This is a genomic window from Sphingobium sp. Ant17, from assembly GCF_000588875.1.
GTDB lineage: Bacteria > Pseudomonadota > Alphaproteobacteria > Sphingomonadales > Sphingomonadaceae > Sphingobium.
This window is the reverse complement of the sequence record NZ_JEMV01000044.1, coordinates 1-24944: the sequence shown is the minus strand read 5'-3', so window position 1 is coordinate 24944 and position 24944 is coordinate 1. Positions and strand designations below refer to the sequence as shown.

Here is a 24944-nt window from a genome sequence, read left to right as displayed (position 1 = left end):
GTAACGTGCCCCCCCGTGGACATTTCTAAGCGTCGCTCTAGCTCTCATGCTCGACATAATGAAAATAGTCGAAGTCGGCGACGGCACCCGTTCCCGCCATATCCTGGCATGCCATGCCGACAAACGTGCCAGTAAAATTCGGCAAATGGGGCAAAGTCGCTTCATCGGACAACATGCTCGCGTCAAGATCGCCGGGCACATCATGCCAATCATCTTCATCGGCCATACGGTAGGAAAAGTGCATGGTTTCGTGATCGACGGCCAGCCGTAAGCAAACAGGTCCGCGATTAATCGGGATGGCGGGCGAGGTGATGCAAGGCCGGGCTTCGTCCGGTACGACCGATAAAATCTGGATCATGGCTTTACCGGCGTCATCAGTCGATATGTGCAGATAATGAAATTTCGTGCTGTTATAATAATGGATCAAACCCGCCGACTGCTGAAAATTCGCGGGATTGAAATCGATTTTCGTTTCGACGGTAAAGCGCCATTCGGCCTGCCGACGCGCTACCAAGGCCTGGGTGAATTGACTGCCGACGGACTCTCGTCCGAACAGGCGCAAATGCCCGGGTCGCTCGGTCAGCGAGAAAATCTGCTCGGGATAGGGCGTGCGCAACCATTGAAAGGCTTGTGGTAGGCTGGGGCTGTCGAAATCCTCGCGATCGTCCACGGGCCTGCGCATACTACGTGTGCCGCCTTCGCCTGCGATATACGCTATCGGTCGGCTTGACCCGTCGATGGTGCGCAGCCAGCCATCATCGCCCCAGCGCATCGGCTGGATCGCCGTTTCCCGACCCAATATGCAGCGATCGGACGCGGGTAGAGGGCGTCCACACAGATAGACCATCCATGGGTCACCCTCGGCGGTTTCGACCAGATCGCCATGGCCCGCCCGCATGAGCGACCCGTTCGGCTGACTACGCGCGGTCAGCACCGGCCCATCGGGATGGAGTTCATAAGGGCCGAAGAGCGACTGCGACCGCGCCATCACGACGGCATGATTGCGTTCCGTTCCGCCCTCCGCAACCAGTATATGGTACCAACCGTGGCGTTTGTAGATATGCGGCCCTTCGGTAAAGCCCAGCGGGCTGCCTGCGAAAATATTATGCCGCTCGCCCAGAAGACGGCCGGTACGCAAGCACATTTGCTGGATCACAATCCCGGCAAAGCGTTTGTTACCGGGCCGATGATCCCACAACATGTTGAGCAGCCAGCTGCGCCCATCATCATCGTGGAAAAGCGCGGGATCAAAGCCGCTGCTATTGAGATGAACGGGATCGGACCATTCGCCGTCGATGCTGTCGCACGAAATCCAATAATTATGGAAGTCCCGCAGCGATACTTCCGACTGGTCGGACCGGGTGGTGCGACCATAGCGTTTGACGTCGGTATAGGTCAGGTGGAACCGACCATCGGCATAGCTGAGATCGGGTGCCCAGACCCCACAAGAGTCGGGGTTGCCGCGCATGTCGAGTTGTGTCGGACGACATAGCGGTCGGGCAACAAGCTGCCAATTCGCCAGATCGCGCGAATGGTGGATCTGAACGCCCGGATACCATTCGAATGTCGACGTCGCGATATAATAGTCGGTGCCTACCCGCACGATCGACGGATCGGGATTAAAGCCCCGCAAAATAGGGTTGGTAATGGAAATCATACAGGTTTTCGCACCAAGGTCCAAAGTATCGCGGCCCCGACAAGGTCCAGTAGCCCGAGAAGAATGAAGAAGGGGCCATAGCCGACCTGATCGACCCAGCTGCCCAGCACCAAAGTGAAGATCAGCACACCCAGATTGGCCGCCGTGCCCGCTATGCCGGTCGCCGTTGCCACCTCATCCTGCGGAAACAGGTCGGCGACATGGTGATGACGGTGACCGACAGGGTTTGATGGGCGAAACCGGCAACGCAGAGCAAGGCGATCGCCGCAACCGGGCTTTGCACGATGCCGACGAACATCATCGAACACATCAGCACCGCGCCGACCGTAAACGCGCCGCGTCGTGCGTCGATCAGATGGACACCCCTGCGCTGGAGCCAGGCAACCAGAGCTGGTCCGGCAAGACAGCCAAGGTCCGCCGCCAAGAAGGGGAGCCAGGCGAAGATCGCGATCTGCTGGATGTCGAAATTGCGCACCTGCACCAGATAGAGCGGCATCCACAGCGACAGCATCCCCCATACCGGATCAGCCAGAAAGCGTGGCAGCGCGATGCCCCACATATCGCGGCGGCGCAGCATCGAGCGCAAGTCCGGGCGCTTGCGTTGCCGTTTCAGCTCGACTTCCTGTCCGTCCAAGATCTTGGCCCGCTCTTCGGCGGTGATGGCCCGGTGGCGGGTGGGCGTCTGATACCAGAACAGCCACAGGATGAGCCAGACTAGGCCGAGCCCCCCTGCGACGAAGAAGGCCGCGCGCCAGCTATGGGTGAGAACCGCCCAGGCCACCAACGGCGGCGCGGCGACGGCACCCAGCGATGCGCCGATCTGGTATAGACCTCCCGCCGTCCCGCGCTCACGCGCCGGGAACCATCGCGAAACGACCTTCATACCGGCGGGTTGCGCACCGCCCTCGACCAAGCCAAGTGCCCCGCGAAGCGCCAGGAAGCCAAGCCACCCCTGCACCAAGCCGTGCGCCATGGTGATGAGCGACCAGATCAACACGAAGAAGGTGAAGCCGTAGCGCAATCCCGCAATGTCGAGCACATAGCCTGCCACAGGCTGAAACATGATGCCGATTTGGAACGCGCCGGTGATCCAGGAATATTGTTCGGACGTGATGCCCTGCTCGCCCATTATCGTCGGCGCGGCGACTCCCAACACGCTGCGTGTGAGGTAGTTGATGGTCATCGCGATCGCGAACAGACCGATGATGGTCCACCGAACATGCTTGAAATAGGTCAACAGAAACACTCTGCGTTAACGTTACCACACTGGTGTAGGCGAAGCCAAGCAGGCCGTGCAAGGGCTAATGTGCCATCCCCGAAGCGCTCGCGCCGATCGGTGCCATCGTCTTTGTCTTGACGAACATGCCATCTCGCTAGAAATGGCATGATTGGTTTGAAAGGATGATGTTGAAGCCTCCCCATCCTCAGCAGCGTAGCGCGACCGTGGTCGATGTTGCCAAGCGGGCTGGCGTGTCTGCCATGACCGTCTCGCGCGTCATCAACGGCAATGGGAAGGTGCGGGAAAAGACGCGCCTTGCGGTCAATGCCGCCATTGCGGAGCTCAATTATACGCCCAACGTGGCCGCCCGCGCGCTGGTGACGTCGCGCGAAGTGCGGATCGGCGTGATTTATTCCAACCCCAGCGCCGCCTTCATGCATGATTTCCTGATCGGCGTGTTCGAGGAAGCGTCCGTCATGGGCGCGCAATTGACGCTGCTGGGGGGACAGGATGGCCGTCCTCCGCCACCAGAGGCAATCCACCGCCTGATCGGATCGGGTGTTGGCGGCATCATCATTGCGCCGCCGCTGGGGGAATCGCGCGTGGTGCGCGATCCCATTCATCTGGCGCAATTGCCCATGGCCGTCGTTGGTGGATATGCCCGCGATGCGATCTGCGTGCGGATCGACGATCGCGCCGCCGCCTATGACATGACCCGCCATTTGATCGGGCTCGGCCATCGCCGTATCGGCTTCATCATCGGCAACCTCGGCCAGTCCGCCAGCGAAGACCGACTGGCGGGGTTCGACGCAGCCGTGCTTGAGGCCGGGGGCATTGAGACGATCTTGGTTCAGGGCGACTTCTCCTACACGTCTGGCTTGCTGGCAGGGGAGCAGCTTTTGGACATAGACAATCCGCCGACGGCGATTTTTGCGAGCAATGACGACATGGCCGCCGCCGTCGTCTCGGTTGCCCACCGCCGACACCTGTCCGTGCCCGAAGACCTGACCGTGGTCGGCTTTGACGACACGACGGCATCGGTGACCTTATGGCCGCCGCTGACGACGATACGCCAACCCGTGCGGGAACTCGCGGCAGAGGCGCTACGCCTTTTAACCCAGGAAATCAGCACGTCCCGCAAGGTCCGTCATCCTAAATATGTGTTGGGCCATCAACTGATCGAACGTCAGTCGACGGCCGCCATCGCACGATAGACGATGGCGGCCGTTCCGATCGGCAGGTGCAGGGGGAGGTCGCACCGCGACCGTATCTGTGAACCGCTAGAATTTGAAGCGCACGCCGGCACGATACATGCGGCCTACGACATCATAGAGGGCGGGATTGGCAAAATAGGGCGAGCGGGCCGGGTCACGATCGAACAGATTGTCGACCTTGGCATAGGCGGTGATCGCGGGCGTCAGATTATAGGTGCCGCCTATGTCCATGTAGAAGGCACCGGGCATGAAATTATTGTCGATCGTTGGATTGTTGTTGGTCGACGCCGGGCAGCTGCCAGGCTGACATTCCACATATTGCTTGCCCAGCACACCATCGGAAAACCAGCGTTCCTGGACATAGAGGGAGAAGCTGTCGGTGGCGTAGGTCTGTATCGCCAGCCATTTCCAGTCGGGCGTATTGCCCAGGTTCGCGCCCGCCGAGTCCAATGGAACCGAACCGAACAGGCCGTTGTCGGTCACGAACTTGCGGATATGGGTCGCCAGCGCGCGCAGCGTCAATGTGCCGTCCAGCCCCAGTGGCCGCTGCCACACATAGCTGGCTTCGATATCGATGCCTTCGGTCTTGATCGACGCCAGGTTGAAGGCCTGCACGTTGATGAAGTTCGGCCCGTTCTGATTGTCCAGATTGAACGCATTGCACGCATCGGGCAGAATCTCGCGGAAGCAGAGATTGACGATATCGCCAGCGCCCAGGCTGGAAATCACATCGGTCAGCTTGATCTTGTAATAATCGACCGACAGGCTCACCCCCGGTAGCCAAGGCGCATTGGCCAGCGCCACGCCGAAGGTGGTGTTGCGCGCGATTTCCGGCGTCAGCTCAGTGTTGCCAATCTGGTTCTGGATGGCGAGCACGTTGACGTCGCGGAATGGGTCGAAAAAGTTTGGCAAGGTGGTGGTGACGGGCGCTGCGAACAGTTCCGACAGGTTGGGCGCACGCACATCGCGCGAGGCGACACCGCGCAGACGCAGCCCCTCGATCGGCAGATCCCAAGTGCCGCCAACCTTCCAGGCCCACACTGTTCCCGACGTGCTATAGTCGGTGACCCGTGCCGCTGCGTTGATGTTGGCGCGGCCGACAGAGCCACTGTCGAACAGCGGAAGGTCGACTTCGATAAAGGCTTCCTTGACGCTGTACGCACCCTGGCCATTTTTATAATTGCCCGCATACCAGTTGTTGCCATCGCTCAACAGCGCGGGGTCAGCGGGATATTCGCTATTGTTGGGCGACAGGTCGGATACGCCCGCGCCATAGGGGTCGGCCGTGACCTTATAATATTCATGGCGATATTCCGCACCGAAGGCGACTGAGAGCGGCCCTGCCCACAGATCGAAGGGCGAACCCGAGAAATTGAGACTGACTACGTCCTGCGTCTGGCGGGTCCGTTGATAGGGACCGTTTTCGGGCATGATGTAGGACAAGGCCGCGGCGGATGGTGGCGCTCCGCCGAGGATGTTGAGGGGTACGCAGCCATTGGCCCGGGCGACCGGATCGGCGCAGACGATTGCGCCATTCAACGTCACCGCCTGAATCGCCTGGTTGAAGCGGCGGGACAGCATGATGTTGGTGACATCAACGTCGCTATAATTGGTGCCATGCTGATAATAGGCGTCATAGGTCCAGTCCGATCCGCCGACCGGTACGCGCCCCTTCGCACCAGCGACGAAGCGATATTGGCGGCGATCGGTATAGACTTGCGTATCGCCCAGCGCCGCGTTGCTGGTGCCATAAGCAAAATTGGTGATGCCCGCCGTCGCGCACGCCTGCTGCACCGATACCGGCACGAAGGGATTGCTGCATTCGATCTTTAGGTTTGGCCGGTTCATCCCGCCGACCGGCTGATTGTTGGTTTTGACCTGCGCAATGTTGATGGTCGCATAGACTTCATTATCGGGGGCGAATTCAAAGCCCAGGCGGCCGTAGGTGTTCAGCCTCTTGATGCTCGATTGCAGCGAGCGACCGGCATCGACATTGCCCGACAGATCGCCGCCGATGCAGAAGCCGGGATAACAGCCATTGACCGCGCCCGATTCGTTGCCGGACGGTGTGCCGTTGGATCCATATTGGAACTGGAAAGGATTGCCCGCCTGATCGAAGGCGATGCCCTGCAACGGCCCCGCGGTGATCAGGCCATATTTGGTATAATTATAGGGCTGCGCATTATCGAGCAGCAGATATTGGGGCGACCCGTCGTCGAGTGCATTGCGATTGATCAGCGTGGTCTGCTTGAACCAGTCGCGGCCACCGGCCAGCCCGATGCCGAAATCACCGCCACCGACACCGGCCTCATCGCCATATTCGGCGCTGACGACGGCGCGCAGACGGCCGTCGAGGAAGCTTTTGCCCGCCGCCAGTTGGACGAGATATTGCTCATTATCGCCATAGGTAGATACGCCACCCTGGACGTTGCCCTTAAACCCTTCAAAGCGCGTGTCCGTGATGAAATTCACGACCCCGCCCACAGCGTCCGACCCATAGGAGGCCGAAGCACCACCATTGACCACATCGACCTGCTTGATGAGCAACTGCGGGAAAAGGCTGACATCGGGAACACCGGTGACATTGGCACCGACGACGCGCTGGCCATCCAAGAGCGTCAGCGTGCGGATCGGCCCTAGCCCGCGCAGGGAGAAGGACGACAGCCCCTGCTGGCCACTCGACGTGCTGAACGTATTGACCGTGGAACCAGTCGATCCCTGCAGCGAGGGCAATTGCGCGATAGTGGTAAAGATATTGGGCTGCGCATTGGCTTCGATCTGCTCGGTGCCGATCATGGTGGTCGGCGTGGGCGCATTGAAGCCAGTCGACGTGATGCGCGATCCCGTTACGATGATATCCTGACTTGTCGCCGCTGGCGCAGCAGAGGATGGAGGCGTCGATCGTCGCGCTTCAGCTTGCGTGGCAACCGGCTCTTCGACCACCTGCGCCAGCGCAGCGGCCGGCAAAGCGAGAATCGATGCTATCGCTATCATGGATCCTGTAGCGGCATGAACTTGCCGCCGCTGAGGTCGATAATTTGACACCATTTTCACCATCATTTCCTTCTCCCAAATCATTGTATTTATATAATATTTTTATATTCTGGTGATGACTTATATCATGGGTGCCGCATCAAGCGGCTACACCTCGACCACATCGTTCACCACCAGCTTTAGCGCGTTAATGGTAACGTTAACCTTGCATATTGAGGCATTTTGAGGCTGTCAACATTCTAATGCTTGTTGGGGACGATTAGACCAGGGTAAGGCAATTCGATCGGTTGTCGAACTCGGCCATGTGCTGGACCTTGAACCCGGGTTGCAGCATTGCCGGGTCGGTCGATCCGTCAGCATAGAGCCCGCCCCTGGGATCGTACCAGATATCGAGTTCCAACTGGCGCGCGCCCGCATCGAGTTGCTCGACAAGGGGCCGATGCGCATAATGCAGCGCGTCGGCGCTATTGGCATCGGCAGCGCGTAGCGCGTCCATGCGCGCCGTCGGCATTGCCAGCTTGTAACTGTTGTGCGTGCCAAGCACCACCAGGTCGTTGATGCGAACGGGCGGATCGGCGGCGGCGATCGCAAGCAGGGCAAACTGCCAGAAGATGGCGGACTCCGAATTTGGATCGGCGTGCCGCAGGGCACGCGATCCGAGACGTCAAAACTGTGCGCGGACGCCCAGACTGATACGGCTTCCCGATAATTCATAGGTCGTCGGGAAGGACGGGTCCATCGTATAGCCTGTGGTCTTCGCATTCCCCACATTGATGCCCTGAAGCTCGACACGGAAATTGCGGTTGACCTGATAGCTGGCCGCGACGTCGAACTGACCATAGGCGTCGCGATAGACCGGATACATGTTCCGCTCGATCCGCTCCACATAGGCACCCTTGCGGTTGTACGACACACGCAGCGAAAGCGGGCCTCTGTCGTAGAACAACGTGGCGTTGTAGGTGTTGTCGGCGAGACCGATTGGCGAGGTCGGGATGCCGAGATCGGACTGGCCGGTCAGCGAGCTGTCAAGGAAGGTGGCGTTGGCATTGACGCCAAAGCCTTCCGCCCAGTCCGCGAACATCCCGAACGGGATCACCGCATTAAGCTCGACGCCGCTGACTTTGTATGACCCTTCAGCATTGACCGGCTGATAGACGTCGAAATCATAAACGCCGTTGACCGTGCCATTGGCGTTGTACACCGTCACGTTCGGGACTTCGCCGGTCAGGCGGCTCTGCACCACGCCCTTGATCTTCTTCCAGAAATAGGATGCGGCCAGGATGCCGCCGCCGCCAAGATATTTCTCGACGCCAATTTCCCACTGATCCGCATAAGTCGGCTTCAGGCCCGGATTGCCATCGGTGTACCGGAAATTACCAATGCTGGCCGTGCGCTTGTAGGCAAGGTCGGTCAGCGCTGGACGGATCAGCGTCTGTGAGGCGGCAGCGCGCAGGACCAGGCTGTCGGTCAACTCGGCATGCACATTCAACGAGGGCAGGAACTTCTCGTAGCTGCCTTCGCTCGATATGGGCGCGGGGTCAGCCCAGTGCTGCCGTTCGGGTTTTGAACCTGATGGAAGCCCTCAGAATGAATGGTGGTGCGCAGGTAACGGCCGCCCACATTGACGAACACCGGTACCGCAACTTCAAATTCGAAATCAGCCATCGCATAACCAGCGATCGTCTCTTCCTTGACCTTGGCGTAGTTGGCGTCGGCGAACGGAGTCACGAACCCGTCCGGGCGAAAGAAGTCGCGGGCATATTCGTTGGAGATTTGCGACCAGCTAAGGTCACGCGCCTGATAATCCTTGCCACCGACGATATCGATCACGTTCGTCAATGGGCTGTCGCCCAGCTTGAGGACGTTGACATAGGCAGTGCTGCCGCGCGTCGGGCCCTGGATCCGCTCCTCGCCATATTGGCGCTGATTGCTCTTGTTGGTGTAGCGGCCACCGACATTGACCCGTTTGAGGATCGACGCGGTGAAGGCATAGCTCACGTCGAGTTGCGCGGCGTATTTGTCATCGTCGATCTGCTCACGCGTGGTCTCATAGGCTTCGAACAAATAGGCGCTCGGCGCATTGTACATGTCGATCGTGCGCGGGTTGGCGCTCGGGATCGTTTCGCCACCAGTTTCCGTATAGCGGGTGCGCGACGGAGCATAGGCGACATGCTTGAGGTTGGCATAATCCAGCGACCGCTTGGCACCGGAATAGCCGCCCAAGGCATTGATCTTCCAGTTGCCAGTTTCCCAATTCATCTCGCCACCAAACTGACGATAGTCGGTCTCGGTGATATATTCCTTGCTCAGGAATTCATGCTGGGTGTTGGTGTAGGAAACGTCGCGCAGGACGATGATACCGGCATCGGCCAACGTGGTCTTGTCCGCCTCGTGGATCGTCTCCAGCGTCGAGTTGCTCGATGCTGAATAGCCAGCGGCGTCATATTCGTCCTCGACCGTGTCGAGCGATCCGACAAAAGCATCGAACGACAGGCTGAAGCTTTCGCTCGGCTTGTACTGGATCGATCCCGATATGCCGAGCCGGTCCTGATCATTCTGATATACGCGGTCGCCGACCTTATCGAGGAACACGATCTTGTTCTTGTCGGCATTGGTGAAGGTCACGCCGGCGTCGCGCTGGAGCACGGCGATCGCTTGGTCGCGATAGACAGCGCCCGAACCCGTGCGGTCGGTCCAGCGCGCGATCGGGCGGAAATTGATGCCGGAGTTCGAATCGGTGCGGTTGGTGCGCTGCTGCTTGGCCACCGACACCAGCACGCCGAAATCGCCGAACGTGTTGCTGGCGAGGAACGAGAAGTTCGGGTCGATCTGCTCGGAGATCGAGTTGTAAGCGCCCTCCACGCTGCCGACCAGACGCAGGCCGGGATTGTCGAACGGACGAGCCGTGCGGATCGAAACCGAGCCGGCGATACCGCCTTCCTCATCGGCGGCCGTCGGTGACTTCTGCACGGTGACCGATTGGATCAGCTCGGACGCGAAAATGTCGAACTCGACATCGCGGCCGCCCGAACCCGACGCTGTCGCCAGCTTGTTGATCGAGACGAAGGTGAACTCACTTGGCAGCCCACGGACGTTGACCCGGGTGCCAAGACCCCGTTCGCGTTCGATCGTGACGCCGGGCACGCGTTGGAGCGCTTCGGACAAATTTTGTTCAGGGAAGTCGGCGATGTCGGTCGCGACGATCGAGTCGGAAAAACCGGTGGTGTTGCGCTTGATGTCGATCGCTTCTTCGAGGCTGCGACGGTAGCCGGAGACCACAATCTCCTCACCCGCTTCGTTGTCGCTGGTGCCAACGGACGGCGCCGTTTGCGCCGCAGCGGGGAGCGTCGTCAGGGCCGCGATGGCCACTCCGACCAGAAGATGGGTCACGCGCTTGAAACGGCTGAACTCATTTTGCATTTTTCGCCCCTTTTCAGATTGTTCGGACATCGTCGTGCCGTGCGTATTTGTGGCGAGCGCCAGCCTGTCCCGGCCCTGCGTAAGGTCGAGATTGCGGCAACTCGTATGATGGTGTCGTGCGGCGCTTGAGCGCCTGTTATCTCCCCAAGCCGGACGGACATTCCTGGCGGATCCGGTCCCCGTGCTGCGGCATGCTGCCTTGCACCGGAACCTTAGCTCGATGCATCACGCAGCTCAGCGCGATGATCAACGAAATATCATTTCCGCGGTTGTTGATTTCCCCACCCAGCTTGCGTTGCCCGCTGGGGGAAAGATGTGACGCGCCTGTGACGAACCGAATGATTCTATCGCTTTCAGCATGCGTTGGGTTGCCTTTGCCAGAGCAGACGCGGGCGCGGGCGCGGGCGCGGAATATTGCGCCTAGCTGGAACAGCAACTCGCCAAATCGGAGCGCACCGAGTAAAACGGACGGAGGGACGGCAGCGCCAGAGTCCTTAAACCCATGTCCGCTTCGCTGTACTGGACTGGAACAAGGGCGCTGATATGACCCAGGCCGAACATGTGGACGCGTGGTTAGAGCGCTGCCATTTCATCCATAAGCCAATCGCGAAAGCGACGCATCGCCTCACTTTCGGGCCGCGATATCAGGCGCGTGAGCCAGTAGCGGCCGGCATCGATCGTGACCACAAAGGGTTGCACCAATTGTTCCGAAGCCAGTTCGCGGGTGAACATCGCAAGCGGGACGAGCGCGACACCAAGTCCAGCACCAGCGGCCGACGCCATCAGCGCCGAACTATCGAAAACGGGGCCGCGTAGCACCGGGACGGGTACGGCAGCAGCGTCGAACCACAGCGCCCATTCGTCGGATCGGTAAGAACGCAGCAGTTGTTCATGGACGAGTTCGGCGGGGATCTTCAGCCGCGCCGCAATGATAGGCGCACAGACGGGTGCCATCGGCGCAGCCAGCAGTGGTTCGGCATGCGTGCCGTGCCACGCACCATCACCGAAGCGGATCGCGAAATCGAGCGCTTCGCCCGCCAGGTCGACACGGTTATTGTTGGTCGAGATGCGCAGATCGACCGATGGATGGGCACGGGCGAAGGCGTCGAGGCGCGGAAGCAGCCAACCGGTCGCAAACGTGCCGACGACGCCAACCTTCAGAACCTCTCGGAACCGACCATCGGCATATTGGTCGAGCGTCGCGCCAACACGGTCAAAGGCTTCAGCGAGTACCGGGACAAGCGCGTGCCCTTCGTCGGTGAGCGCTAGCCCGCGCGGGAGCCGGTGGAAGAGGCGCGTGCCGAGGCGGCGTTCGAGCTGCGCGACCTGATGGCTGACCGCGCCCTGACTGACGCACAGTTCGATCGCCGCGCGCGTAAAATTGAGATGCCGCGCCGCCGCCTCGAAAGCGCGCAGGGCATTGAGCGGAAGTTGGGCGCGATCCATAGCCTTGCCATCGATTATCCTCATGGCTTTGTCGAGAAATCATGCTTTGTCACGCGCAGCCCTGACAGGCATCCCGTAGGCGAAGGGAGACAATCCATGCTCGCAATGCTGACATTCGTCGCCTTGGTCACAGATTCGCAACCTATCATGGGGGATGCCGCAGCGCATATGATCGCCCCGAAAGCGAATGCCCCAAGACCGGGCACGATCGATCCGCTAACGCGCCCAATGGCTATAGAACGAGCCAAGGAGTGGCTCGCGCCATTGCCGCCGGAGAAGATATTCGGGAACAGTTATCTCGTCGGCTTTGGTGGGCTGAGCGTCGCGCTGATCGACACAGGTGATGGTCTGATATTGATCGACGGCGCGCTGCCGCAGGCGGCGCCTGCGATATTGAACAATGTCCGCAAACTGGGCTTTCACCCCAAAGGCATCAAATATATTCTGAGTACAGAACCGCATTTTGACCATGGCGGCGGGTTGGCCGCCCTGGCGCGGGATACCGGTGCCACGGTGGTCGCAAGCAGGCGCGGCGCTGAAGGTTTGCAAGCGGGAATGCTGGCGAAAGACGATCCGCAGTTGGGCTATGGCGGCCGCTGGCCAAGCGTGACCCGCCTGCGCATGGTCAAGGATGGCGAATTGCTGAGGCTTGGCCGCACGACAATCACTGCGCATGCTACGCCGGGCCATACGATGGGCAGCATGAGTTGGAGTTGGCAATCATGTGAGGCAAAGCGCTGCAAGGCGATCGTCTTTGCCTCAAGCCTCAATCCGGTGTCGGCTGATGGCTATCGCTACACCGCACCGTCAAGCGCTGCCATCGTCCGGGGTTTTGCGGCGAGCTACAAGCGTATGCGCGCGTTGCCATGCGCCATACTAATCTCGGCGCACCCCGATAATGCGGGCGAAGGACGATATGATAGCAAGCCTGGCGCATGCCGCCGCTATGCCGACCGGTCACGAGAATTGCTTGCGAAGCGCCTTGCTCGTGAGCGCTCCGGAACCGAATTGTAAGGCGCGACTGGATTTCAGGAACAGAGGCCGCCATGCTGTACCGATGCTGCGCCCCTGGACCCTGTTGCTGAAGGAGCGTGTGGACATCGCACCGGATAGCCCGCGCTATATGCAGGTCGCTCATGGCCTGATCCATGAAATCGAGCGAGGTCGGCTGCTGCCGGGAGAATATCTGCCCAGCAGTCGCGACCTTGCCAACGCGCTGGATGTCAATCGCAAGACGATCGTCACCGCCTATGAGGAACTGATCGCGCAGGGCTGGCTGGCCAGTGCCGGAACGCGCGGGACCATGGTGTCCTCCTCGCTGCCGCGCCACGAGGCGGTCGCGTCTGAACGGCTCCCCGTGCCTGCTGCTATTGCCGTGGATGAGACCGAATATCCTTTCCTGGCCGCGCCCGGCCGGCCGATCGCCATTCCCGTCGGCCATTGGCGAAAGTTGGACGAAGGTGTTCCCGACGGCCGCCTATTGCCGACGGACCTGTTAGCGCGGGCGTATCGCAAAGTGGCGGAAGACGCCGCCCGCGCTAACAACCTCTCCTATCGCGACCCGCGCGGGTCGCCCGAACTGCGGCGGGAGATTGCCGATATGCTGCGGCGCCAGCGCGGGCTCATGGTCGGGGCCGACCATATCTGCATCACCCGTGGTAGCCAGATGGGGGTGTTCCTGACAGCGCGTATCCTGATCCGACCGGGGGATGCGGTGCTGGTCGAGCGGCTGACCTACGAACCGGCAGTCGCCGCCTTCCGCGCCTGCGGGGCCAAGATCGTTACTGTGGGTCTGGACGAGGATGGTGTCGATGTCGCCGATGTCGAACGCGCCTGCCGCAAGCATCGCGTGCGTGCGATCTTCGTCACCCCGCACCATCAATTCCCCACGACCGTTTCCATGCGCCCCGATCGGCGCTTGCGCCTGTTGGAACTGGCACGGCAATTCGCCTTCGCGGTTATCGAGGACGATTATGACCATGAATTTCATTTTGGCGCGCAACCGCTCCTGCCCATGGCCAGCTATGCGCCCGCGCGGGTGATCTATGCAGGATCCATGTCAAAGCTGCTCGTGCCTGCGCTGCGGATCGGCTACATCGCCGCCGCGCCACAAGTGATCGACGCACTAGCCTATCAGGTTTCGCTGATTGACGGCATGGGCAATCATATCACCGAAAATGTCGCGGCGCACCTGCTCGAAAGCGGGGAGGTGCGCCGCCACATCCGCAAGACCGCGCAAATCTATGCCGCTCGGCGTGACGCTTTCGCGCGCAGCCTTGATGAAACGCTGGGCGGGCTGCTCGACTATCGCATGCCCGATGGCGGGCTGGCTTTCTGGCTGCGTTTCCGAGACACGGCCACGCTCGACCGGATCGAGACGCGTGCGCCCGCCTTGGGTCTAAGCTTTGCATCTTCACACAGTTATACCGCCGATGACAGCGGAACGTGGCCTGCGTCTGGGCTTTGCCAGCTTGGATGAGGAGGAGGCGCGTAACGTGCTGCATGCATTGGGGCGATGTGCCATCGACTAAAATCGACTTGGACCCCTTCACTTTGTGGAATTGGATGTTTCCGACGGGTCCATTGCGACTCATTGTCACGGATATGAAATATCCACCGCGCAATCTTGGAGATGTCGTCACCCTGATTGACCAGAACCCGCTCTGCTGGCTGGTGTCGATCGGGGCCGGCGGTTTTGGCGCGACGCCGTTGCCGTTGCTCGCCGAATGCGATGCGGACGGCACACTGCGCGCGCTCTTTGGCCATATGGCGATTGCCAATCCCCAAGTCACACAATTGCGTGACCAGGCTTCCGCGCTGGTGCTGGTCAACGGCCCCCAAGCTTATATTTCGCCCGAACTGGTCGGCAATCCGATGTGGGTGCCGACCTGGAACTATGCCGCAGCGCTGGTGCATGTCGATGTCGACTTCGTGCCGGAGGAAACACGCGAATCGATCGACCGCCTGACCGACAGGATGGAGGCGGGCCGCATCGCACCCTGGACGGTATCGAACGCGCAAGAACGTCTCCCGTCCATGCTGCCGCACATTATCGCCTTTCGCGCCCATGTCCGCGCGGTGGACGGCCGCTTCAAATTGGGTCGGGACGAGGCGCGAGGTCCGCTTAATGAGATCATGACCGGCATGGCACCGGGGCCGCTGGCCGACTGGATGCAGCTCTACAATGAAGATCGGCTGGATCATATCGAACGGGAGACAAAACCATGAGCATCAGCCGCCGCACAATGCTCGCAGGAGGCGCAGGGGGTGTTGCGCTGGCGCTGACGACCGGGCGCGTCTGGGCCCAGGGTCAGGCGCTGGATACCGCCTATGTGAACGCGATGTTGTGGACCGGACAGGGAACGCCGACTCTATCGGCCATGGGCATTAGCGGTGGACGGATCGCCGCTATAGGTGCCGCCGCCGTTAAGGCGCAGATAACCAGGGGCACACGCATCGTTGACCTTGGCGGTGCATTCGTCATGCCGGGCTTCATCGACAGCCATACGCATTTCCTGATAGGCTCGGATCTTCTGACGCAGCCCAATTTGCGGGACGCAAAAAGTCCGCAGCAATTCACCCAGATTGTCGGCGAAGCGGCGCGGGCGCTCAAGCCCGGCCAGTGGGTGCAGGGCGGCAGCTGGGACGCGGAACTATGGGGCGGCGAACTGCCCGACCGCAGTTGGATTGATCCGGTCACCCCCGACACCCCAGTCGCGGTGCAACGACTCGACCTCCACATGCTGGCGCTCAATTCGGTTGCGCTCAAACTGGCGGGGATCGACCGTGACACACCAGAGGTTCCAGGCGGCGTGATCGTGCGGGACAAGGACGGCAATCCCACCGGCATCCTCAAGGACGCGGCGATGGATCTTGTCAAGCGCGCCATCCCTGCGCCGACGGATGCCGATCGCGAGGTGGCGGTGCGCAACGGCATAGCCCATGGCCTGTCCAAGGGGATAACCCAGGTCCACACCACCGAACTGGACTGGATGACCCATGACGCGCTGTGCCGCCTGCGGACGAAGGGGGAGCCGGACATGCGCTTCTATTCCTTCCTACCTCTGCAGGACTGGGCCAAGGTCAAGGCGCTGGTCGATGCCGAGGGACGCGGCGACGACTGGCTACGCTGGGGCGGGCTGAAGCTGCAATATGACGGGTCGTTGGGGTCGCGCACGGCAATGTTCTACCAACCCTATGACGATGCACCCGGCAGCAGCGGCATGCCGCTACACAAACGGGCTGATGTCCAGCAATGGGTCAATGATGCCGATGCGGCCGGTCTGCACGTCACGATCCATTCCATTGGCGACCAAGCCAATGACGAAGCGCTCGACATCTTTGCCGCTACCGCCGCGAAAAACGGCGCGCGTGACCGCCGCTTCCGCATCGAACATGCCCAGCATCTTTCGCCCACCGCAATCGCCCGTTTCGCAAAGCAGCAGGTCATCGCCGCAATGCAGCCCTATCATGCGATCGACGATGGCCGCTGGGCGGTCCAGCGCGTTGGGACGGAACGGCTGAAGGGCACCTATGCGTTCAAATCGCTGCTGGATGCGGGGGCGAAGGTCGCCTTCGGGTCCGACTGGCCGGTCGCGCCGCTCGATCCGTTGACCGGTGTGGCGGCGGCCGTGCTGCGCCAGACGACTGACGGCGCCAATCCAGGCGGTTGGCTGCCCGAACAGAAGCTGAGCGTTAGCGAAGCGCTGCGCGCCTACACCGCGACCAATGCCTTTGCCGGTTTTCAGGACGACAGGCTGGGACGGATCGCGCCGGGAATGCTCGCCGATTTCGTGGTCATGGACGCGAACCTGTTCGCGATCGATCCCGTGAAGATCGGCGCGACCACCATATTGAAAACCATCGTCAACGGCGTCGAGCGGTTCAACGCCTGAGGCACCGTCATCACAGCGAGGGGCGACCGAACACGGCGACTCTTGCCATCATAAGGGGAAAAGACATGAAGATGATTACAGCCATGAAGTCTGTCAGCTTGGTTGCGCTAGCCACGGCGACGCTGATCACCGTTCCGGCGATGGCACAGGCACCTGCGGATGACAGCGATGCCATCATCGTGACGGCGGGCAAGCGGGACGAAGATATCCGCCAGGTAGCGATGCCAATCAGCGCGGTAACCGGCGAGCAGCTCAAGGCCATGAATGCCAACAGCCTGTCGGACTATATCACCCGCCTGCCCGGTGTCGTGTTCAACGATTATCAGCCCGGCATTTCCGAAGTGGTGATCCGCGGCGTTGCAGCGACCACCTATCATGAACAGGGCCAGACCACGGTCGGCTATTATCTCAACGAAGTGCCCATCGTGGAACCCGGCTTCCCGATCGGCATCCCTGATGTCGATACCTTCGACCTTCAGCGGGTCGAAGTGCTGCGCGGGCCGCAGGGCACCTTGTTCGGATCGTCCACGCTGGGCGGCCTCGTCAACTATATCGCCAATGTGGCCGATGCCTCGAAGATCGATGCAGCGGCATCCGGCCTGGTCGGCACCACCAAAAATGCGTCGGGCGAGTTGAATTATGCCGCCAAGGCAATGATCAACATTCCACTGGTGCAGGACCAGCTGGCGCTTCGCCTGGTCGCAATGCAGCGTTCGGACGCCGGCTATCTCGACAATCCTGGCATCGGCGTGAACGGGTCCAACGATTTCCGTAGCCGTGGCCTGCGCGGCTCGATCGTAGCGCATCTGGGTGAAACGACAAAGGTAACGTTCCTCTCCAGCTATCAGGACAGCAAGCTGGACGATCAGACCTATCTCGATCTGGGTAATCCCTATGTCCGCGATTTGCCGCGTGCGGAAAAGCAGGAAACCGATTTCTGGATGAGCAGCCTGCGCCTTGACCAGGAAGTGGGGGACATGGCCAACCTGACGGTGCTGGGTTCTATCACCAAGAAGAACAACAGCACTATCTTCTCTTACCCTTCCCCCTATGTGACCGGCGTTACCACCGGCGACGCGGCAGCCTATTCGCTGGGTGACGCCGAAGCGCTGATCAAGACGGTCGAGGCGCGCCTCGCCTCGGCCGGTAACGGGCCGTTCAAATGGCTCGTCGGCGTCAGCTACATGCAGGCAAAGAAGACTAGCTACGACCAGATCATCCAGGCGGGGGCGGCCGACTTCATCGACGCCAATCCCAGTCTGTTCGGGGGCTTCTCCGGTGCGCAGCTGACACCGGGGGATCGGCTCTACGGCTATTATACCAATAGCACGAACGAGGATTTCGGGGTCTTCGGGGAATTGTCGTTCAAGCCGGTCGAGCAGCTGGAATTTACGGTCGGCGGTCGCTACTTCGACACCACAGCCAAAGCCGACGTATTGAACCAGGCGGGCGCGTTAGGTGGTTATCCCGGCGGCTATACGCCGACCGACAGCAGCGGCAGCGTTAATCAGAAGGAAGATGGGTTCACGCCGAAAGTCACTGTTGCTTTCCGGCCATCAACCAATTTCATGGCCTATGCCACCTATTCGGTCGGTTTCCGGGTCGGCGGTATCAACCCCAATGCCGGGCTTCTTCCTACCATCCCCGCCTCCTATGAGAGCGACAAGGTCAAGAATTACGAGGCGGGCATCAAGGCGCAGACGCCCGACGGCCGCTTCGCGATCGACCTGACCGGCTTCCGTATCGACTGGAGCAATATCCAGGCGCGCCTGTTCGGGCCGGCCCCGTCCTATTTCTCCTATGTCGTCAACGCAGGGGGTGCGCGGATCGAAGGCGTCGAGTTTTCTGGAACGGTCAACCTGAACCAGATGGTCCATTTTACCACCAACGTGACGTATCAGGACGCCCGGATAACGGAATTCCTCCCCTATCCGTTCGACGCGGCAGGACTGGGTGGCTATCCTGAAGGGACGACGCTCCCCGGATCCTCCAAATGGTCGATCGCCAATAATCTGACGCTGAATTTTGCCGATGTATCGGGCGCGCCGACCTTCGACATCGCGCATCGTTACCTGTCTTCGGCACCGACCAGCTTCGACGATGTATCACGGCGCGGGGATTTCAACGTGTTCGACCTGCGCGTCTCGATCGGCCTGGGTGAAAAGGTGCGACTGATGGCCTTTGCAAACAATGTCTTCGACAAATATGGCGTACTCAATGCGCCTTTCGCCGATGACGCCTTCACGCCGCAGGGCTCGATCATCCGGCCCCGCACCATCGGCCTGCGCGCCGACTGGAGCCTGTAAAAGACTGGAAAGGGACGGGGCCGCTTGCCACAAGGCGGGCGGTCCCGTCTTCCCTTGATCTACTCTGCCGGAAAGGTCGCAATGCGTTTCTTCGCTGTCTTGCTGCTCGGCGCTGCCCTGTTCGCTGCGCCCACCCTTCACGCGCAGCAGAAGGATGCACTCACTCTCAAGCCAACGCGCACGCTGGAATATGCGGCGCGCGAGGGCAGTTGGATGCAGCCGGACATATCGCCTGACGGCCGGACCATCTTGTTCGACCTACTGGGCGACATCTATGCCTTGGATGCGGCAGGCGGCACCGCGCGGCCCTTGCTCACCGGCATGGCGTTCGAACGCAATCCGGTCTTCTCCCCCGATGGTACGCAGTTCGCCTTCCTCTCCGACCGGTCGGGCGACACCAACCTGTGGATCGCCAATGTCGATGGCACGGGCCTCAAGCAACTGTCCCATGACACATCCGTCGCCATCTATACCTCACCTACATGGTCGCCTGACGGCCGCTTCGTTACCGTGTCGCGCACCGTCCACGCGATCCTGGCGTTTGAGCTGTTCATGTATGATCGCAATGGCGGCAGTGGCGTCCAGATCACCAAGGCAGGGTCGCCCGAAAATTGGGACACCAGGATGAACGCCTTGGGCGCTGTCGCCTCACCCGATGGCCGCTATCTCTATTATTCTACCAAGCGCGGCCATACCTGGACCGAAAACGACCTGCCCAACTGGTCGATCGCGCGCCGCGATCTCAAGACCGGGCAGGATGAGACGATAATCGAGTCGGCCGACGGTGCCATGCGCCCTGCCCTCTCGCATAACGGACGGCTGCTAGCTTATGCCAGCCGAAAGGGCATGCAGACGGGCCTGCGCCTGCGCAATATGCAGACGGGTGAGGACAGGTGGATCGCCCTGCCCATCGATCGCGACGGGCAGGATGGCGGCTATTATGCCGACCTGCTGCCGCGCTTCACCTTCATGCCCGATGATAAGGCGCTGTTGATGAGTGTCGGCGGTAAGTTCAAGCGGCTCGACATTGCCAGCGGCACTATGGCTGACATACCCTTTACCGCACCTGTAAAACTGGGCCTCGGCCCGCTGACCCGCGTGCGCCAGAAGGAGGAGGAAGGGCCAGTCCGCGTCCGCGTGATCCAGGCACCGCGCCAGTCGCCCGATGGTAAAAGCGTCGCCTTCACCGCCTTGGGCGGCCTCTACATCCAGAGTCTGACGCCCGGCGCGACGCCGAAAAAACTCGTCGCGCAAGATGCCTTCCAGCCCGCCTGGTCGCCCGATGGCAAAAGCATCGTCTATGTCAGCTGGACCGCGAAGGGTGGTGGCCATATCTGGCGCATCCCGGCGGGCGGTGGGCGACCGAAGCGGCTGACCCAGTTCGCGGCCTTCTACACCCAGCCCATCTTCGCCCCGGATGGCAAGACGGTCGTCGCGTTGCGGGCTAATCATCATGATCGCCTGCGCACCATGTCGGAAATCGATCCGTCACGGCCCACCGACATTATTCGCATGGACGCACAGGGTGGTCCCGCGACCCTCGTCACCCATGCCATGGGCGCGCGGCTGCCCCATTTTGCGCGGGACGGACGGCTGTTCTTCTACAGCCCGGCGGGTGTCAGTGCTGTGCCGATCACCGGTGACGATCCACACGTCGCATTGCGGGTTCTGGCACCCGGCCTTGGCCAATATTTCCCCGGACCCGCGCCGGTCGACGAAGTGCGCCTCAGCCCAGACGGCAAGCAGGCGCTCGTCAAATCCTTCAGCCAGATTTACCTGCTCGCCGTGCCGCCCGCCAACGGCAGCGCGCCGCCGACCATAGACCTTTCGGCCCCGATCGTCGCCAAAGCGAAGCTGACCCGCATTGGTGCCGACTTCACCGATTGGGCGGATGACGGCGCGACCATCACCTGGTCGGTCGGCTCGACCTTCCGTCGGCTATCAACCGCCCAGGCGCTTACTGCGCCAGTGCAAGCTGCCGAAGCGCTCGCGCAAAGCGTAGCGCTTCACGTCGAACTGCCGCGCGATGTTCCACGCGGCAATCTCGTCCTGCGCGGCGCAACCGTGATCCCCATGGCGGGAGGCCCCGACGCGCTTGAAAACACCGATATCCTCATCACCAACAACCGCATCGTCGCGATAGGTCCGGCCGGTTCCATCGCCCTTCCCGCCGATACGTCGGTGCGTGATGTCCGGGGCAAATATATCGTCCCCGGCTTCATCGACACCCACGCCCATTGGTTTGAGATACGGCGCGGCATTCATGATCAGGGTCATTGGAATTTTGCAGCCAACCTTGCCTATGGCGTCACCTCCGCGCTCGACGTTCAACCTTTTACGACCGATGTCTTCGCCTATCAGGACATGATTGATGCAGGTATGATGCATGGTCCGCGCGCCTGGTCGACCGGCCCCGGCGTCTTCGTCAATGCTGAGATTCACAGCAAGCAGGACGCACTCGACATCCTAACCCGCTATCGCGACCATTATCGCACGCGCAACATCAAGAGCTATATGATCGGCGACCGCGCGCAGCGCCAATATATGGTGGAAGCAGCCAAGGATCTCGGCATGATGCCCACGACCGAGGGGGCGAGCGACATGGTGCTGAACCTCACCCATGCAATCGATGGTTTTTCAGGGAATGAGCATAGCATCCCCATCTCGCCGCTGCGCGAGGATATCGTGCGACTTTTCGCGCAGAGCCGCACCAGCTACACACCGACCATCATGGTCGCTTATGGCACGACGCCCGCCCTGTTCGATTTCATCATCAACCGACGCCCGCAGGACGACCCCAAATTCCGCCATTTCGTGCCATCCGGCATCATCAGCGAAAAGCTGCGTAACCGCCGCTGGATGCCGCCCGAAGCCCAGAGTTGGCAACAGATCGCCGCCGACGCGGTGGCGATCCAGCGCGCCGGTGGTTTGGTCGGCATCGGCAGTCATGGCGAGATGCAGGGGCTGGGTTATCAATGGGAGATGCAGGCCTTCGCGGCCGGAGGGCTACGCCGATAGAAGTGCTGCGGGCGGCGACCATCGGTTCAGCGGAAGTCATTGGCCATAGCGACGATGTCGGCAGCCTGGAGCCGGGCAAGTTCGCCGACCTGCTGATCCTCGACGCGACCCGCTGGCTGACATCGCCACCAGCATGAAGATCGGCGCGGTCATGAAGAATGGCCGCCTCTATGACCCCATGACGCTCGATGAAATCTGGCCGCAAACGACGAAGCAGCCCGATCGCTGGTTTGCGGAAGAGGGCGGGGAGTGAGGAAACAGCTAGGAGAGGAGGGATGTAAAACCGTTGGTTCTCCCTTGGTCTGCCTGGCGCGTTTGAAACGGACCCCCAGCCTGCCCTTTTAGCATCCTGGGCTGGCTTTCCAATTGACGCGGTGCAGCATAATATTTAGCAGCCCCTCATCTCAATATGCTAAGCCCGATCCGGCGCAGCCTTGCTGAGCGCTGGAGGCGCTGCTTGCCAATGAATATGACGTTTGCCGATCTCTCCTTGGCACCATTTTTGCTGCAGGCTCTGGTCGAACAAGGCTATGTCAGCCCCACGCCCATCCAGGCCCAATCGATCCCGCTGCTGCTGCAGGGCCGCGACATGCTGGGCATGGCGCAGACCGGGACGGGCAAGACCGCGGCCTTTGCGTTGCCGCTGTTGCATCGCCTTGCTGCGGCTCCTCGCGCGGCACCTGCGGGCGGTGCCCGCGTCCTAGTTCTCGCGCCTACGCGCGAACTGGTGTCCCAGATCGCCGCCAATTTCGAAAGTTTCGGCCGCCATCTACACCTTCGCGTGACGACGATCTTCGGCGGCGTCAGCCCGTTGCACCAGGTCAATGCGCTCAAAAATGGCGTGGACATCATCGTTGCCACGCCAGGACGCCTGCTGGATTTGATCGACCAAAATCTTTGCGACCTGTCCGAGCTTGAGGCGCTGGTGCTGGATGAAGCCGACCAGATGCTCGATATGGGTTTCGCCAAACCGATCGAGCGCATCGTCGCCACGTTGCCGCAAGATCGGCATACCATATTGTTTTCGGCCACGATGCCAAAATCCATCGCCGCGCTTGCAGAGAGCCTCCTGCGTGATCCGGCAAAGGTCGAGATCGCCCCGCCATCGACCACCGTCGATCGGATTAAGCAGTCCGTGATGTTCCTTGATGCGGCTGATAAGAAGGCGGCTCTGTTGGCACTGTTGCAAACGCCGGAGATCGGCCAGGCTGTCGTCTTCACGCTGCAGAAGAATATTGCCAACGAAGTCTGCGCGTTCATCAGCGAGGCGGGCATCGCGGCCGATGCGCTGCATGGCAACAAATCACAAGGGCAGCGGGAGCGCGCGCTGGACGCGTTCCGCGCCGGGACCGTGCAAGTCCTGGTGGCAACGGATATCGCTGCGCGCGGCATCGACGTCGATACGGTAACGCATGTCTTCAATCATGATTTGCCCAGCCTGCCGGAAAGCTATGTCCATCGGATCGGCCGTACCGGCCGCGCCGGGCGCAGCGGTTTCGCCATCACGCTTTGCGATGCCGAACAGCGCGCGTGGCTGCATGATGTTGAGCGGGAAATCGGTCGTACTTTGACCGTTCAGGCCGATCACCAATGGCACTGTGAAGCGGCGCGGCACTCGACCAAGCGGGCACCGGTGCTGGGCGGCGGACCGGCCAAGCAGGTCAAACCACAGAAAGAACGTGTGCGTAAAGTCTGGACTGAGGAAGAGAAGCTTGCGGCACGACTGGCAGCAAAGGCCGCATAGTAACCGCTAAATTCTGGTGACTGGAAGAATAGGGGTTTGTCAAAGCAAGCGCAGCGGCTGTTTGGAGGTTTGCGATAAGACGATCCATGCACTGCCCTCACAAGCCCGCCCACCCGTTCCGGCGCCTTATACCAAGACTCTCTGATCAGAACCTGTGCGCCCATTGGCGAAGTCCGATTGTCATGATGCGCCAGGGCTGATCGATGAGGCAGTTCCAGGCAAAGCAGCAATGGTCGACGATATTGTCGTAGGACGAAAAGATGCGGTTCGAAAGCCAGTTATCGCGCATAAACTGCCATAGATTTTCGACAGGGTTCAACTCCGGGCATTTGGGCGGCAGCGGCAGCAATGTTATATTGGCGGGATGGTCAGTGCGCCGGACATATGCCACCCGGCCTGATCGAGCATGAGGACGGCATGGGCCCCCGGCGCCACCTGGCTGCTGATCTCAGCCAGATGCATGCCCATCGCCTCGCTGTTGCAATGGGGCATAACGAGGCCCGCGCCTTTCCCTTCAGCCGGACAGATAGCGCCAAAGATCCAGGCCGATGCCCGACGCAGATCGCGGGGCGCTATTGGTCTGGTTCCCCGTTTGGCCCAGCGCCGGGTGAGTTTGGTCTGCTGGCCGATCCGGGCTTCGTCCTGCCACCACAGCTCTATGGGCGTGCCTTTGGGGAGGGTCTTGCGGATTTGCGCCAGACGGGCGGGGGAACTCTTTTTTAAAAAATGGCAATATTTGCGAGGTCCTGCGCGTGATGGCGCGGGCGAGCCGAGAGCTTGCGGTAGCCCATGGTCCGCAGTTCATGCCCCAGCGCCTGCTTGCTGATCGAGATATTGAACTCGTCCCATAGCCACTGGCCCAAATCAATAATGCGCCAACGCACAACGCCATGGATGGCAGGGGTCGGCCCCGTATCAATGATCTCCTCCAATGCGCGGCGGTGCCTGTCATTGAGGATCGTTKKTCGGCCCTGGCGCTTGCGGGTTCAGTCAACCGTCCGGGGCCGYTCAGCGTTGAAGCGAACGACCCA

General features: G+C 60.8%; 17 protein-coding genes and 1 pseudogene. 9 read left to right on the top strand and 9 right to left on the bottom strand.

The window, feature by feature from the left end:
• Positions 1 to 37 precede the first annotated feature (37 nt).
• The 3 genes from BF95_RS17445 to BF95_RS17440 are packed head-to-tail and all read right to left on the bottom strand — an operon-like array spanning position 38 to position 2894.
• On the bottom strand, positions 38 to 1657 hold the full coding sequence (locus tag BF95_RS17445) for a glycoside hydrolase family 43 protein (RefSeq protein WP_043152970.1): 1620 nt from the start codon (positions 1655 to 1657) through the stop codon (positions 38 to 40).
• A complete protein-coding gene (locus BF95_RS29460; RefSeq protein WP_235209832.1) occupies positions 1654 to 1830 on the bottom strand; it encodes a hypothetical protein in 177 nt (58 codons plus the stop codon). Before BF95_RS29460 ends, BF95_RS17445 begins: the two co-directional genes overlap by 4 nt.
• Entirely contained in the window at positions 1809 to 2894 is a 1086-nt protein-coding gene (locus BF95_RS17440) for an MFS transporter (RefSeq protein WP_235209831.1), read from the bottom strand. The genes BF95_RS29460 and BF95_RS17440 overlap by 22 nt, the downstream gene beginning before the upstream one ends.
• Before the next feature lie 167 nt (positions 2895 to 3061).
• On the opposite strand from BF95_RS17440, the gene BF95_RS17435 reads away from it, so the two are divergent.
• The gene (locus BF95_RS17435) at positions 3062 to 4090 is read left to right on the top strand and encodes a LacI family DNA-binding transcriptional regulator (protein WP_051520087.1); all 1029 of its coding nucleotides are present in this window, start codon (positions 3062 to 3064) and stop codon (positions 4088 to 4090) included.
• A gap of 66 nt (positions 4091 to 4156) precedes the next feature.
• Here the strand turns inward: BF95_RS17435 and BF95_RS17430 are convergent, their stop codons facing one another.
• From BF95_RS17430 to BF95_RS17415, 5 genes are all read right to left on the bottom strand, one after another.
• Positions 4157 to 7084: a TonB-dependent receptor plug domain-containing protein gene (locus BF95_RS17430; protein WP_235209830.1), complete on the bottom strand. Its 2928-nt coding sequence runs from the start codon at positions 7082 to 7084 to the stop codon at positions 4157 to 4159.
• A 259-nt stretch (positions 7085 to 7343) separates the two neighbouring features.
• Positions 7344 to 7643, bottom strand: coding sequence for a Ca2+-dependent phosphoinositide-specific phospholipase C (locus BF95_RS17425; RefSeq protein ID WP_268747182.1), 300 nt, complete (start codon positions 7641 to 7643; stop codon positions 7344 to 7346).
• 105 nt (positions 7644 to 7748) lie between these two features.
• On the bottom strand, positions 7749 to 8555 hold the full coding sequence (locus BF95_RS29455; protein ID WP_235209829.1) for a TonB-dependent receptor domain-containing protein: 807 nt from the start codon (positions 8553 to 8555) through the stop codon (positions 7749 to 7751).
• A 14-nt stretch (positions 8556 to 8569) separates the two neighbouring features.
• Positions 8570 to 10504 (bottom strand): TonB-dependent receptor, encoded by a 1935-nt coding sequence (locus BF95_RS17420; protein WP_235209828.1) that lies wholly within the window; start codon positions 10502 to 10504, stop codon positions 8570 to 8572.
• A gap of 573 nt (positions 10505 to 11077) precedes the next feature.
• A complete protein-coding gene (locus BF95_RS17415) occupies positions 11078 to 11950 on the bottom strand; it encodes a LysR family transcriptional regulator (RefSeq protein WP_043152967.1) in 873 nt (290 codons plus the stop codon).
• A gap of 168 nt (positions 11951 to 12118) precedes the next feature.
• On the opposite strand from BF95_RS17415, the gene bla reads away from it, so the two are divergent.
• The 8 genes from bla (at position 12119) to BF95_RS17380 (ending at position 23913) form a co-directional block, all read left to right on the top strand.
• On the top strand, positions 12119 to 12964 hold the full coding sequence (gene bla / locus BF95_RS17410) for a subclass B3 metallo-beta-lactamase (protein WP_235209834.1): 846 nt from the start codon (positions 12119 to 12121) through the stop codon (positions 12962 to 12964).
• A gap of 43 nt (positions 12965 to 13007) precedes the next feature.
• Positions 13008 to 14429, top strand: coding sequence for an aminotransferase-like domain-containing protein (locus BF95_RS17405; protein WP_235209827.1), 1422 nt, complete (start codon positions 13008 to 13010; stop codon positions 14427 to 14429).
• A gap of 125 nt (positions 14430 to 14554) precedes the next feature.
• Positions 14555 to 15178 (top strand): FMN-binding negative transcriptional regulator, encoded by a 624-nt coding sequence (locus BF95_RS17400; RefSeq protein ID WP_043152965.1) that lies wholly within the window; start codon positions 14555 to 14557, stop codon positions 15176 to 15178.
• Positions 15175 to 16845: an amidohydrolase gene (locus BF95_RS17395; protein ID WP_043152963.1), complete on the top strand. Its 1671-nt coding sequence runs from the start codon at positions 15175 to 15177 to the stop codon at positions 16843 to 16845. The genes BF95_RS17400 and BF95_RS17395 overlap by 4 nt, the downstream gene beginning before the upstream one ends.
• Positions 16846 to 16910: 65 nt before the next feature.
• On the top strand, positions 16911 to 19151 hold the full coding sequence (locus BF95_RS17390) for a TonB-dependent receptor (protein ID WP_043152961.1): 2241 nt from the start codon (positions 16911 to 16913) through the stop codon (positions 19149 to 19151).
• Positions 19152 to 19232: 81 nt separating this feature from the next.
• The gene (locus BF95_RS17385) at positions 19233 to 22169 is read left to right on the top strand and encodes an amidohydrolase (RefSeq protein WP_235209826.1); all 2937 of its coding nucleotides are present in this window, start codon (positions 19233 to 19235) and stop codon (positions 22167 to 22169) included.
• Positions 22170 to 22171: 2 nt separating this feature from the next.
• Positions 22172 to 22306 carry an amidohydrolase family protein gene (locus tag BF95_RS29450; protein ID WP_235209825.1) on the top strand — a complete coding sequence of 45 codons (135 nt, stop codon included), beginning with the start codon at positions 22172 to 22174 and terminating at the stop codon, positions 22304 to 22306.
• Between the two features lie 326 nt (positions 22307 to 22632).
• Positions 22633 to 23913 carry a DEAD/DEAH box helicase gene (locus BF95_RS17380; protein ID WP_043152957.1) on the top strand — a complete coding sequence of 427 codons (1281 nt, stop codon included), beginning with the start codon at positions 22633 to 22635 and terminating at the stop codon, positions 23911 to 23913.
• Positions 23914 to 24058: 145 nt separating this feature from the next.
• On the opposite strand, the pseudogene BF95_RS29445 reads toward BF95_RS17380, so the two are convergent.
• Positions 24059 to 24944, bottom strand: a pseudogene (locus BF95_RS29445) (IS630 family transposase); the annotation flags it as partial.